The 13,562-nt window shown below is 65.3% G+C and carries 10 protein-coding genes; 3 read left to right on the forward strand and 7 right to left on the reverse strand.

What is annotated here, in order from left to right; genetic code table 11:
- The first annotated feature begins 76 nt into the window (after window positions 1-76).
- Window positions 77-997, forward strand: a complete 921-nt coding sequence (metF, locus tag UNPA324_RS00815; protein WP_181769246.1) for a methylenetetrahydrofolate reductase [NAD(P)H] — start codon at window positions 77-79, stop codon at window positions 995-997.
- A 6-nt stretch (window positions 998-1,003) separates the two neighbouring features.
- Window positions 1,004-4,852, forward strand: coding sequence for a methionine synthase (gene metH / locus UNPA324_RS00820; protein ID WP_141932980.1), 3,849 nt, complete (start codon window positions 1,004-1,006; stop codon window positions 4,850-4,852).
- A 443-nt stretch (window positions 4,853-5,295) separates the two neighbouring features.
- Here the strand turns inward: metH and UNPA324_RS00825 are convergent, their stop codons facing one another.
- Entirely contained in the window at window positions 5,296-5,925 is a 630-nt protein-coding gene (locus UNPA324_RS00825; protein ID WP_128922195.1) for a glutathione S-transferase family protein, read from the reverse strand.
- Between the two features lie 129 nt (window positions 5,926-6,054).
- Complete coding sequence (locus tag UNPA324_RS00830) at window positions 6,055-6,357, reverse strand: ArsR/SmtB family transcription factor (protein ID WP_128922196.1); 303 nt, start codon at window positions 6,355-6,357, stop codon at window positions 6,055-6,057.
- 27 nt (window positions 6,358-6,384) lie between these two features.
- Here UNPA324_RS00830 and UNPA324_RS00835 point away from each other — a divergent pair, with 27 nt between their 5' ends.
- A complete protein-coding gene (locus UNPA324_RS00835) occupies window positions 6,385-7,368 on the forward strand; it encodes a threonine/serine dehydratase (RefSeq protein WP_141932982.1) in 984 nt (327 codons plus the stop codon).
- Between the two features lie 151 nt (window positions 7,369-7,519).
- Here UNPA324_RS00835 and UNPA324_RS00845 read toward each other — a convergent pair whose 3' ends face one another.
- The 5 genes from UNPA324_RS00845 to pimC all read right to left on the reverse strand — a co-directional run bounded on the left by UNPA324_RS00845 (window position 7,520) and on the right by pimC (window position 13,504).
- Window positions 7,520-8,113, reverse strand: coding sequence for a GNAT family N-acetyltransferase (locus UNPA324_RS00845; RefSeq protein ID WP_141932984.1), 594 nt, complete (start codon window positions 8,111-8,113; stop codon window positions 7,520-7,522).
- Between the two features lie 192 nt (window positions 8,114-8,305).
- On the reverse strand, window positions 8,306-9,811 hold the full coding sequence (glpK, locus tag UNPA324_RS00850; RefSeq protein WP_141932986.1) for a glycerol kinase GlpK: 1,506 nt from the start codon (window positions 9,809-9,811) through the stop codon (window positions 8,306-8,308).
- A gap of 229 nt (window positions 9,812-10,040) precedes the next feature.
- Window positions 10,041-10,814, reverse strand: a complete 774-nt coding sequence (locus tag UNPA324_RS00855; protein WP_141932989.1) for an SDR family NAD(P)-dependent oxidoreductase — start codon at window positions 10,812-10,814, stop codon at window positions 10,041-10,043.
- Window positions 10,815-10,975: 161 nt separating this feature from the next.
- Window positions 10,976-12,118, reverse strand: coding sequence for a pimeloyl-CoA dehydrogenase small subunit (pimD, locus tag UNPA324_RS00860; RefSeq protein WP_128922202.1), 1,143 nt, complete (start codon window positions 12,116-12,118; stop codon window positions 10,976-10,978).
- Between the two features lie 195 nt (window positions 12,119-12,313).
- Window positions 12,314-13,504, reverse strand: a complete 1,191-nt coding sequence (gene pimC, locus UNPA324_RS00865; RefSeq protein WP_128922203.1) for a pimeloyl-CoA dehydrogenase large subunit — start codon at window positions 13,502-13,504, stop codon at window positions 12,314-12,316.
- Between the last annotated feature and the right edge of the window lie 58 nt (window positions 13,505-13,562).

Here is a 13,562-nt window from a genome sequence, read left to right on the forward strand (position 1 = left end):
TCCAAGCGAGACCTGACCGTCGGCCGCCGAAACCTGACGAAAATTCTTTGGCGACAAATCTGGAGTGCGTGGTGCCATGACCGATCTGACGATTCCTGCCCGGACCGATGGGCAAGACGGGCACCTGACGCGGCCTGCGATCTCCTTCGAGTTCTTTCCGCCCAAGACCGAGGAGATGGAGCGCAATCTCTGGGAGACCATCAACCGGCTCGCCCCGCTCGACCCGAAATTCGTCTCGGTGACCTACGGAGCCGGCGGCTCGACCCGCGAGCGCACCCATGCGACCATTGCCCGCATCCTGAAGGAAACCACGCTGCTGCCGGCAGCGCATTTGACCTGCGTCGGAGCTTCGCGCGGCGAGATCGACGAGATCGTCGACCGCTATCACGAGGTCGGCGTCCGCCACATCGTCGGCCTGCGCGGCGATCCCGTCGGCGGCATCGGCACGCCCTATGCCAGCCATCCCGACGGCTACCAGAGCTCCGCCGAGCTCGTCGCGGGAATCAAGAAGCGGCATGCCGATATCGAAGTGTCCGTCTCGGCCTATCCCGAGAAGCATCCCGAAGCGCGCGACTTCGATGCCGACATCGACACGCTGAAGGCCAAGGTCGACGCGGGCGCGACCCGCGCGATCACCCAGGTGTTCTTCGATAACGACCTCTACTTCCGCTATCTCGACCGCGTCCGCGCCCGCGGCATCAACATTCCGATCGTGCCAGGCATCATGCCCATGCACAATTTCAAGCAGGCCCGGAATTTCGTCACCCGAGCCGGCACCACCGTGCCGGACTGGTTCGCCGCGAAATTCGAGGGCCTCGACGACGATGCCGAGACCCGCAAGCTGGTGGCCGCAACCGTCGCCGCCGGCCAGGTGCAGAAGCTCGCCAAGCACGGCGTCGACACCTTCCATTTCTACACCATGAACCGCGCCGATCTCGTGTTCGCGATCAGCCATTTGCTCGGCATTCGCGCCAAGAGCGCTCAGAAGGCTGCGTAAGAGAAAATGACCGTACCCGTTTCCGCCAAGCGAACTGCCCTGCTCAACGCCGCGCGCGAGCGCATCCTGGTGCTCGACGGCGCCATGGGCACGATGATCCAGAATCTGCAGTTCGACGAGAAGGCGTTCCGCGGCGAGCGCTTCAAGAGCTTCCATCGCGACCTGCGCGGCAACAACGATTTGTTGATCCTGACCCAGCCGCAGGCGATCGAGGACATCCACGCCGCTTATTTGCGCGCCGGCGCCGACATCGTCGCGACCAACACGTTCTCCACCACCTCGATCGCGCAAGCCGATTACGACCTCACCGACATCGTCTACGAGATGGCGCGCGAAGGCGCCCGCCTCGCCGGCAATGCCGCGCGCCGCGTCGAGGCCGAGGACGGCAAGCCGCGCTTCGTCGCGGGCGCGATCGGCCCGACCAACCGCACCGCTTCGATCTCGCCGGATGTTTCCAATCCCGGCTACCGCGCCGTCACCTTCGACGATTTGCGCAAATCCTATGGCGAGCAGATCCGTGGCATGCTCGACGGCGGCGTCGACCTCTTGCTGGTCGAAACCATCTTCGACACGCTGAACGCCAAGGCGGCGCTCTATGCGATCGCCGAGATCACCGACGAGCGCGGCATCGACATGCCCGTGATGGTGTCGGGCACCATCACGGACAAGTCCGGCCGCCTGCTCTCGGGCCAGATGCCGGAGGCGTTCTGGAACTCGGTGCGGCACGCCAAGCCCATCACCATCGGCTTCAACTGCGCGCTCGGCGCCGAAGATTTGCGCGCGCATATCGCCGATATCGGCCGCGTCGCCGATACGCTGGTCTGCGCTTATCCGAACGCCGGCCTGCCCAACGAGTTCGGCCAGTATGACGAGACGCCGGAATACATGGCCCGCCTCGTCGGCGAATTCGCCCGAGACGGCCTCGTCAACATCGTCGGCGGCTGCTGCGGCACCACGCCGGAGCATATTGCGGCGATTGCGGCTGCCGTCGCCCCGCACAAGCCGCGCATCGTGCCCGAGATCACCCCGCGCCTGCGGCTGTCCGGCCTCGAGCCGTTCGTGCTGACCGATGCGATTCCCTTCGTCAACGTCGGCGAGCGCACCAACGTCACGGGATCGGCTCGCTTCCGCAAGCTGATCACCGCCGGCGACTACACCGCCGCGCTGCAGGTCGCGCGCGACCAGGTCGAGAACGGCGCGCAGATCATCGACGTCAACATGGACGAGGGTCTGCTCGACTCCGAAGCTGCGATGGTGACCTTCCTCAACCTCGTCGCCGCCGAGCCCGACATCGCCCGCGTCCCCGTCATGGTGGACTCCTCGAAATTCTCGGTGATCGAGGCCGGCCTGAAATGTGTGCAAGGCAAGCCGGTCGTGAACTCGATCTCGATGAAGGAGGGCGAGGAGAAGTTCATTCACGAAGCCAAGATCGCCCGCCGCCATGGCGCGGCCGTCGTGGTGATGGCGTTCGACGAGGTCGGCCAGGCCGACACGTTCGCGCGCAAGACCGAGATCTGCAAGCGCGCCTACGACATCCTGGTCAACAAGGTCGGCTTCCCGCCTGAGGACATCATCTTCGATCCGAACGTCTTCGCGATCGCGACCGGCATCGAGGAGCACAACAATTACGGCGTCGACTTCATCAAGGCGACCCGCTGGATCCGGCAGAACCTGCCGGGCGCGCATATCTCGGGCGGCGTTTCCAATCTGTCGTTCTCGTTCCGCGGCAACGAGCCGGTGCGCGAGGCCATGCACTCGGTGTTCCTGTATCACGCCATCAAGGCCGGCATGGACATGGGCATCGTCAATGCCGGACAGATGATCGTCTATGACGACATCGATCCGGAGCTGCGCCAGACCTGCGAGGACGTCGTCCTCAACCGTGATCCCGGCGCCTCCGAGCGGCTACTCGTGCTGGCGGAGAAATTCCGCGGCAACAAGACCCAGACCAAGGAAGCCGATCTCGCCTGGCGCGAATGGCCGGTGGAGAAGCGGCTGTCGCATTCGCTGGTCCACGGCATCACCGAATTCATCGAGCAGGACACCGAAGAAGCCCGCAAGAAGTCCTCGCGCCCGCTCGACGTCATCGAAGGACCGCTGATGGCCGGCATGAACGTGGTCGGCGACCTCTTCGGCGACGGCAAGATGTTCCTGCCGCAGGTGGTGAAATCCGCCCGCGTGATGAAGCAGGCGGTGGCCTGGCTGATGCCGTTCATGGAGGAGGAGAAGGCCCGCAATCTCGCAAACGGCATCGGCACCGAGGGATCCTCGTCCGCCGGCAAGATCGTGCTCGCGACGGTGAAGGGCGATGTCCACGACATCGGCAAGAACATCGTCGGCATTGTGCTCCAGTGCAACAATTTCGAGGTCATCGACCTCGGCGTGATGGTGCCGGCGGCGAAGATCGTCGAGACCGTGAAGGCGGAGAAGGCCGACATCGTCGGTCTCTCGGGCCTGATCACGCCCTCGCTCGACGAGATGGCGTTCTTCGCCGGCGAATTGCAGCGCGAAGGCCTCAAGCTGCCGCTCTTGATCGGCGGCGCTACCACCAGCCGCGTGCATACCGCCGTCAAGATCGATCCCAGCTATCGCGCCGGTCCCGTCGTCCATGTCAACGACGCCAGCCGCGCCGTCGGCGTTGCGTCCTCGCTGCTCTCGGCGGAGAAGCGCGAGGCCTATGCCGCCGAGGTGCGGGCCGAATACGCAAAAATCTCGGACGCGCATCTGCGCGCGCAGGCCGACAAGAAGCGCCTGAAGCTCAGCGACGCCCGCGCCAACCGCGTGCCGGTCGATTTCACCGCAAACAAGCCGGTGAAGCCGACCTTCCTCGGCATCCGCAGCTTCGACGACTACGATCTCGCCGAGCTCGTCGACTGCATCGACTGGACGCCGTTCTTCCAGACCTGGGAGCTCGCCGGACGCTTCCCCGCCATTCTCGATGATGCCAAGGTCGGCGAAGTCGCACGCTCGCTCTACGACGACGCGCGCAAGATGCTCGACACCATCGTCAAGGAAAAGTGGTTCCGGGCGCGCGCGACGATCGGCTTCTGGCCGGCGAACGCTGAAGGTGACGACATCGCGCTCTATGCCGACGAGAGCCGCACCAAGAAGATCGCGACGCTGCACACGCTGCGCCAACAGCTCGAGAAGCGCGAGGGACGCTTCAACGCGGCGCTTGCCGACTTCGTGGCGCCTGCAGGCGTTCCTGACTATGTCGGCGGCTTCGTCGTCACCGCGGGCATCGGCGAGGATGCGGTTGCCGATCGCTTCAAGATGGCGAATGACGACTATTCCTCGATCCTTTGCAAGGCGCTGGTCGATCGGCTCGCCGAAGCCTTCGCCGAGCGCATGCATGCCCGCGTGCGCCGCGAGTTCTGGGCCTACGCCCCTAGCGAGACCCTGTCCAACGACGAGCTGATCCTGGAGAAATACCAGGGCATCCGCCCCGCGCCCGGCTATCCCGCGCAGCCCGATCACACCGAGAAGGCGACGCTGTTCGAGCTGCTCGATGCGGAGGCGACCTGCGGCGTGAAGCTGACCGAAAGCTTTGCGATGTGGCCGGGCAGTAGCGTGTCGGGGCTCTATTTCGCGAACCCTGCGAGCTATTATTTCGGCGTCGGCAAGATCGAGCGCGATCAGGTCGAGGACTACGCCGCGCGTAAGGGCATGACCGTCGCGGAGACCGAGCGCTGGCTCGCGCCGGTGCTGAACTACATCCCGTCGCAGCAGACCGACAAGACCTTTGCGGCAACGCCGGCGAACGACGAGACCTCGAAGGATCTCGCCTCGCATCCGCCGGGCTGCACCTGCGCGGTGCATCTGGTCTGGCAGAAGAAGCGCGCGGGGGCAGGATAGGCCTCGGAAAGTGAAAACTGAAAAACAACCCCATGCACAGTAGCGATGGGGTTGATAAGACTGGGCAATTTCGGTCTTGCCGAAGCCGCGGTTGCGGCGTCGGGCAAAACAGGGGTAACATTGCATCATCGGCTGCTGTGCCGGTCCGAGTGATGTGCCCGGGCAACTCAAGCCCACCTCCGGTCCCCATCCTCCCCTGGAGGGGGAGGGCTATTGCATGTCGCGCTGAGCGCGACTTGAGCGCGCGCCTCGTCCTTCGAGACGACCGCTTCGCGGTCTCCTCAGGATGAGGCTAAGCAGCGTTGGTGCTCGCTGAAACTGGCGCCGCGCATCCGCTCGTCCTCATCCTGAGGGCCCGCCAACGGCGGGCGTCTCGAAGGATGGCCACAGGCGAGATGCCCCCATATGCGATTGCCCTGCCCCTCCAGGGGAGGGTAAGCGCATCACCCCTTCGGCGGGGCGAGCGGCTGTACGATCTCCTTGAACGGCGGCAAAGCCTCGCAGCGCTCGGCATGCGCGCTCAGCGCCGGATAGCGCGAGGCGTCGAACAGCTGCGGATGCGCCTCGCGGGTGAAGCGGACGACGCAGGCCACGGCGACGTCGGCGTGCCCGATGCGCTCACCCAGCCAGTACGGCGTTGCCACCTTGGCGCGCTCGGCCTCGAGCACTTTCAGGACGTCGCCGATCTGCGCCTGGCAACGCTCGACCCACAGCGCGAGCTGCTCCGTCCGCAGCACGCGCTCGTAGAGCAGGCTGACCGCCTTGTCGCCGAGGCCCGAGGCAAGCGCGCAGATGCGCAAATGTTTGCGCCGATCAGTGCCGCTGCGCGGCAGCATCGCCTTCGCCTCGCCGACGAGTTCGTCGAGATAATCCAGGATGATTGTGCTCTCGATCAACGCCTCGCCGTCGTCGAGCACCAGGGTCGGCACGCGGCGCAGCGGATTATACGGCGCGATCTTGTCGGCATCGCCGAAGGTCGACCACGGTTGGTGCTCGAAAGTGAGGCCGTAAAGCTTCAGCGCAATCGCGACGCGGCGGACGAAGGGGGAATCATATTGGCCGATCAGGAACATGGTTCGCGCTCTTCTCGATCATTGAACAAGGCAGGGCCGATCAGTTTCCACGACCAGCTCGGTGCGGCGCAACAAATTTCTCGGAAATGGAGCATTGCGCCGGCTGCAACGGCGCCTCCCACTCCACGCTCAAAGGCCGTCCTGGATCGAGCGCTTGATCGTGGCGATGGCCGTCTCGTTGCGCTTGTACATCGTCCACTGCTTGATCCGCTTGGCGCGCACCAGCTTGGCGGCCGTCAGCACCCGCATGTGCTCGCTCAATGTCGGCGCGCTGACGCCGAGCTTTTCGGCGATCAGCAATCCGCAGACGCCGTCCTCGACCAGGTCGCCGTCGGCCTGCTCGCGAAAATGCTTCCGCGGATCCCGCAGCCATTCCAGGATCTGCAGGCGGCGTTCGTTGGCGAGCGCGCGCAGGGCGACGGCAAATTTCATTTAGCTATTTTGCTAATTACCTAATTGATGTCAACGCTCCCCTGCGCTATTCTGAACGGTATCATGACAGCGACAATGAACATCACGCGGGAGCGGATTGCGGCGACCGAGACCGTCATCCGCCCGCATATCAGGCGCACGCCCCTTGTTCGGGCCGACCTCGCCGATTTCGGCCTGCCGGCCGCGCCCGTCACGTTCAAGCTCGAGATGCTGCAGCATTCCGGATCGTTCAAGGCCCGCGGCGCCTTCGCCAATCTGTTGCTGCGGCAGGTGCCGCAAGCCGGTGTCGTCGCCGCATCCGGCGGCAATCACGGCGCGGCCGTCGCCTATGCGGCGCAGCGGCTTGGCATTCCCGCCACGATCTTCGTCCCTGACATCACCTCGCCGGCCAAGGCCGACCGGATCAGGGGTTACGGCGCCAAGCTCGTGATCGCGGGCAGCCGCTACGCCGACGCGCTCGCCGCGAGCGAGGCGCATGTCGCGCAGACCGGCGCGCTGGCCGTCCATGCCTATGACCAGGCCGAAACCCTGCTCGGCCAGGGCAGCGTCGGCCTGGAGCTGGAGCAGGACTCACCCGGCATCGACACGCTGCTGGTGGCGGTCGGCGGCGGTGGACTGATCGGCGGCATTGCAGCGTGGTACGGCGGCAAGACGTGCATCATCGCGGTCGAACCGGAGCAATCGCCAACCCTGCATAACGCGTTCGAGGCTGGCGCTCCGGTCGATGCGCCGGCCGACGGTCTCGCCGCCGACAGCCTCGCGCCGCGACGCGTCGGCGAACTGATGTTTCCGATCGCGCGCGCTCATGTCGAGCGCGTCGTCCTGGTCAGCGACGAGGCGATCCGGCAGGCCCAGGCCGCGCTGTGGTCGCACTTGCGCCTGGTGGCCGAGCCCGGCGGCGCAGCCGCCTTTGCCGCATTGCTCTCCGGCCGCTATCGTCCGTCACCCACCGAGCGTGTCGCGGTTCTGGTCTGCGGCGCCAACACGACGGCGGTGAATTTCGATAGCTAGCCCGAGGGTGACATGGTCGGGGGCGGCGCGCATCTGATGGTCGCCAAAGCCTCTGCGAAGGCGGAAGCAATCCAGAATCTTTCCGCAGAGACAGACTGGATTGCTTCGTCGCAGGGGCGCCTCGCAATGACGGCAGGGCGGCAGCCGCGTACTACTCAATGATCGGCACATGCTTCGCCGCATCGCGCGACAGTGTGCCGTCGAAACGCGGATCGTCGGCGATCTCGATCTGACGCCGAAACGGGCGGAAGCCGGAGCGCTGGTAGAAGGCAACGGCGGAGGGATGATCGAAGGTGCAGGTGTGGACCCAGACGCGGCGGAGGTCGCGTGACCATGCAAGCTCCAGCGCGCGGTTCATCAGGAAGCGGGCGGCGCCGGTGCCGATCAGCCTAGCGGTGACGCCGAAATAGACCAGCTCGCATTGGCCGGGCTCGCGGAAGTCCAGTTCGAGCAGGCCTTCATCGCGGCCGTCGGCGACCAGGGCGTAGACCTCGATGCCAGGCGCGTGGATGATTGCGGCGAGCTCTGCATCGGTCATGAGGGTGCGCGAGAACCACAGCCAGTCCTCGCCGACGCGGCGGAAGAGATCGCGGTACCAGGCGAGCGCGGGGGCGTCGACCTTGCGCAGGGTCCAGGCGCCGGGCGGATCGTCGCGGCGCGCGGGAGGCGCGGTCATCTCCAGATGGGTGACGACGGCGGCGATCTTGCCGGCGGGGACGTCGGAATAGCCGTCGGGGAGGATCATGCTTCGTTGCTTTCGTTCCCTAGAGGTCAGCCCGGGTCGGTTGCTCCATACTCCGTCATTGCGAGCGCAGCGAAGCAATCCAGACTGTCTCCGCGCCGGCAATCTGGATTGCTTCGTCGCAAGAGCTCCTCGCAATGACGGGTGTGGAGGCAGCAGGCTGCACCTCACTCCACGCGGGTACGCGGGACGTGCCTACCCCTCCCCCTCGTCACTCGCCAGCACGCCCTTCACCGCCCTTGCCCAGCCCGCCAGCTTCCGCTCGCGCGTCGCCTGGCTCATGTTCGGCTTGAAGCGGTGCTCGAGGCGCCAATTGTCGGCGAACTTGGTCGGCTCGGGATAGACGCCGGCGTTGAGGCCGGCGAGGTAGGCAGCGCCCAGCGCCGTGGTCTCCTGGATCACGGGGCGATCGACCGGTGCATCCAGGAGGTCGGCGAGGCGCTGCATGGTCCAGTCCGAGGCCGTCATGCCGCCGTCGACGCGCAGCACAACGCTGGCGGTTTCCGAGCTCGGCCAGTCCGCGCGCATCGCGGCCCAGAGGTCGAAGGTCTGGTAGCAGACGCTTTCCAGCGCGGCATGGGCGAGCTCGGCGGGGCCGGTGTTGCGGGTGAGGCCGAACAATGCGCCGCGGACGCGCGGATTCCAGTAGGGCGCGCCCATGCCGACGAAGGCGGGAACGAGATAGACGCTCTGCATGGAGTCGGACTGATCGGCAAGCGGGCCGGTCTCGGCGGCGTGCTTGATGATGCCGAGGCCGTCGCGCAGCCACTGCACCGCTGAGCCGGCGACGAAGATCGAGCCTTCCAGCGCGTAGGTGCGCTTGCCATCGAGCTGGTAGGCGACGGTGGTGAGCAGCTTGTTCTTGGACACCACCGGCGTGGTGCCGGTGTTGAGCAGGGCAAAACAGCCGGTGCCGTAAGTCGACTTCATCATGCCCGGGCGGAAGCAGGCTTGTCCAATGGTCGCGGCCTGCTGGTCGCCGGCGATGCCGGAGATGGCGATGGCGCCGCCGAACAAGTCCGGCGTGCTCTCACCGAAACGGGCGGAGGAATCCTTCACCTCGGGCAGCATCGAGCGCGGCACGCCGATGATCTCCAGGAGCTCATCGTCCCACTGGCCGGTGTGGATGTTGAACAGCAGCGTGCGCGAGGCGTTGGTGGCGTCGGTGGCGTGCACCTTGCCGCCGGTGAGGCGCCAGAGCAGGTAGCAATCGACCGTGCCGAACATCAATTCGCCGCGCGCGGCGCGGGCGCGGGCGCCGGGAACGTGGTCGAGGATCCAGGCGACCTTGGTGCCGGAGAAATAGGGATCGATGATCAGGCCAGTCTTCTGCGAGATCACGGGCTCGCGGCCTTCCGCTTTCAGGTTTGCGCAGATGTCGGCGGTGCGGCGGTCCTGCCAGACGATGGCGCGGTGCACGGCCTGCCCCGTCGCGCGGTCCCACACCACGGTGGTCTCGCGCTGGTTGGTGATGCCGATCGCGGCGATGTCCTTTGCGCCGATGCCGGCCTGCTCGATCGCCTCGCGGCACACCATCACAGTCGAGGTCCAGATGTCCTCCGGCTCGTGCTCGACCCAGCCCGAAGCCGGAAAATGCTGCGGAAACTCCTGCTGCGCCTTGGCGGCGATGGAAATATCGCCGCGAAACACGATCGCGCGCGAGGAGGTGGTGCCCTGGTCGATGGCGAGGACGAAAGACATGGAAGCTACCCTGGCGTTATCTTGGCGTTATCCCGAGGGGATCAGTGTGTCGCGCCAAAGGGAGCGGATTGGAGGCGGAAGGTCAAGGTTGGTGTCGGTCTCGTGCCCCGGACGCAGCGCAGCGCCTCGGCGGTGCGCAGCTGAGCCGGGGCCCAACGCCGAGGCCGTTCTGGGTCCCGGCTCAGCATAGCAGCGCTCCGCGCTGCAATGCGTCCGGGACACGATCCAGCTACACCGCGGCCGTCGTCACGCCGCCGTCGATGACGATGGTCTGGCCGGTCATGAAGCTCGATGCGTCCGAGGCGAGGTAGGCGACGGCGCCGGCGATCTCCTCGGGCTCGCCGATGCGGCGCAGTGGCGTGGTGGCGGTGCGGCGCTTCAGGTTGGCTTCGTCTTCCCACAGCGCGCGGGCGAAATCGGTCTTGACGAGGCCGGGCGCAATGCAATTGACGCGGACGCCTTTCGGGCCCCACTCGCCGGCGAGCGAACGGCACAGCGCGAAGTCGGCCGCCTTGGAGATGCCGTAGGCCCCGATCACGGTGGAGCCGCGCAGGCCGCCGATCGAGGAAATGATGATCACGGAGCCGCCTCCGCGTTCGGCCATCTGCGGGATCGCGAGCGCCGAGAGCCAGATGTTGCTCTTGACGTTCGAGCCCATGATCTTGTCGAAGGCCTCGTCCGTGATGTCGAGCAGCGGGCCGTAATACGGGTTCACCGCGGCGTTGCAGACGAGGATGTCGATCTTGCCGCAATGTTTGGTGGCGCCCGCGATCAGCGCTTCGACCTCGTTCTTGCGGGCGATGTTGCAGGGGATGACGATGGCGTCACCGCCGGCAGCGATGATGCCGTCGGCGACCTCCTTGCAGGCCTCAAGCTTGCGCGAGGAGACGACGACTTTGGCGCCGAGCTTGGCCAGGAGTTCAGCGGAGGAGCGGCCGATGCCGCGGCTGGAGCCGGTGACGACCGCGACCTTGCCGGTGAGATCGAACGGGGTGTTCTTCATTGTTGTTGCTCCGTTGACACCATTTACTCCGTGTCATCGCCCGACTTGATCGGGCGATCCAGTACGCCGCGGCTGAAGCTGCGTGAACGAACTGTCGCCGCGGAGTACTGGATGCCCCGGTCAAGCCGGAGCATGACAGCCTTCGTGCGGTCTAGATCAACTCATACCAGCCCGCCCGCGTCGGCGACGCGGCGCTGGTGGTAGTCGGTGTCACCAAACGTGTTCTCGATCATGGTGAGGCGCTTGAAGTAGTGGCCGATCTTCGCCTCCATGGTCATGCCGATGCCGCCGTGGAGCTGGATCGACTGCTGGCCGACGAATTTCAGCGACTTGCCGATCTGCACCTTGGCCGCGGCGATCGCGTTGGTGCGCTCCTTGGCGTTCTCGAAATCGCTCGCCATGGTCGCGAACATCGACATCGAACGCGCCTGCTCGGCGGCGACGAACATGTCGGAGGCACGGTGCTGCAGCGACTGGAACGAGCCGATCGCGACGCCGAACTGTTTTCGCGTCTTGATGTATTCGACCGTGGTCTTGAGCGATTCGTCCATTAAGCCGACCGCTTCAGCGCAGAGCGCGATGCGGGCTTCATCCACAACGCGCTCGATCAGCGCCAGCGAATCCTCGGGATTGCCGAGCACGGCGTCCGGGCCGACCTCGACACCCGTAAGAGTGATGTCGGCGGCGTGCAGGCCGTCCTGGGTCGGATAGCCCTTCCTGGCGACGCCCTTGGCATTCGCCGGCACCAGGAACACACCGATGCCGCTTCTGTCGCGGCGCTCGCCCTTGGTGCGCGCGGTGACGACCAGCGTGTCGGCATTCTCGCCGTTGAGCACGACGAACTTCTCGCCGTCGATGACCCACCCGTCGCCCTTCTTCTTCGCCGTCGTCGAGACGTCGAACAGATCGTAGCGCGAGTTCTTCTCGAGCTGGGCGAACGCGAGCGTCTTGCTGCCGTCGATGATCCCTGGCACGTGCGCGGCCTTCTGCGCATCGGTGCCGGCATGGCGCAGGAAACCGCCGCCGATCACGATCGTTGCCAGATACGGCTCGAGCACCAGCGCCTTGCCGAGCGCTTCCATCACGATCATGGTCTCGACGCCGCCGCCGCCGAAGCCGCCGTCGGCCTCGCTGAAGGGCAGACCGAGCAAACCCTGCTCGGCGAGCTTGAGCCAGACGGTTTTGCTCCAGCCGCCCTTCTCCGCCATGTATTTCTTGCGCTGCTCGAAATCGTAGGAATCGGTCAGCAGGCCGTCGATGCTTTCCTTGAGAAGCCGTTGCTCCTCGTTCAGATCAAAATCCATTTCTGTTTCCTCAAGTCAAAAGTGTCTACATGGCGCGGGGTGCCTCTTCACCTCTCCCCGGTTGCGGGGAGAGGTCGGATTGCACGGAGATGCAATCCGGGTGAGGGGGTACCGCTCTCTCGACGATCTTTGCCCGGAGAGAGGCCCCTCACCCCGCCCTCTCCCCGCAAGAGCGGGGCGAGGGAGAAGAAAGCATCACAGCCCCAGCACCGCCTTGGCGATGATGTTGCGCTGGATCTCATTGGAGCCGCCGTAGATCGAAACCTTGCGGTTGTTGAAGTAGCTCGGCGCGATCTGGGCGGTCCAGTCCATGGCTTCGTTCGAGCCGTCGTCGCCGTGCACGTCGTAGGGCGCTGCGAACGGACCGATCACTTCCATGAGCAGCTCGGTGGTGGTCTGCTGGATCTCGGACCCCTTGATCTTCAGCACCGAGGAGGCCGGATTGGGCTTGCCCTTGCCGTGCTTGCCTTCGTCGGCGACGACGCGGAGCTGGGTCAGCTCGAGTGCCTTCAGCTCGATCTCGCAGGCCGCCAGCTTCTCGCGGAACGCCGCGTCCTGGATGATGGGCTTGCCGGCGGATTCGACCTTGCCGGCGAGATCGCGGATGCGGCGCAGCCGCTCCTTGGAGACGCCGACCCGCGCGATCCCGGTGCGCTCGTTGCCGAGCAGGAATTTTGCGTAATCCCAGCCCTTGTTCTCCTCGCCGATCAAATTCTCGATCGGCACCTCGACGTCGTCGAAGAAGACCTCGTTGACCTCATGGCCGCCGTCGATGGTCTGGATCGGACGCACGGTGACGCCCTTCGACTTCATCGAGAACACGATGAAGGAGATGCCCATCTGCTTCTTGGCATTGTTGTCGGTGCGGCAGAGGCAGAAGATCATGTCGGCGTGCTGCGCCAGCGTGGTCCAGGTCTTCTGGCCGTTGATGATCCACTTGTCGCCCCGGCGCTCGGCCTTGGTCTTGAGCGAGGCAAGGTCGGAGCCGGAGCCGGGCTCGGAGAAGCCCTGGCACCACCAATCGTCGACATTGGCAATGCGCGGCAGGTACTGCTTCTTCTGCTCCTCGTTGCCGAAGGTGTAGATGACCGGGCCGACCATGCTGACGCCGAAAGCGAGCGGCTGCGGCGCCGGATAGGATTGCAGCTCCTCGTTGAAGATGTAGTGCTGCACGGAGGTCCAGCCGGTGCCGCCATATTGCTTGGGCCAGTGGCTGACGCCCCAGCCCTTCTTGTTGAGGATGCGCCACCACGTCACCATCTCGTCCTTCGAGAGGTGACGGCCCTCGATCATCTTGCGCCGCGTATCCGGCGGCACGTTGTCGCGGAAGAACTGCCGTACTTCCTCGCGAAACGCCTGCTCTTCTTTCGTGAATGCGAGATCCATCGGATCCTCCTGTGAGCTTCCCTTGTCGTCCCGGCCTAGTGCGCAATTGCGCACGGGC

It is taken from the genome of Bradyrhizobium sp. UNPA324, from assembly GCF_006658635.1.
Lineage (GTDB): Bacteria > Pseudomonadota > Alphaproteobacteria > Rhizobiales > Xanthobacteraceae > Bradyrhizobium > Bradyrhizobium nanningense.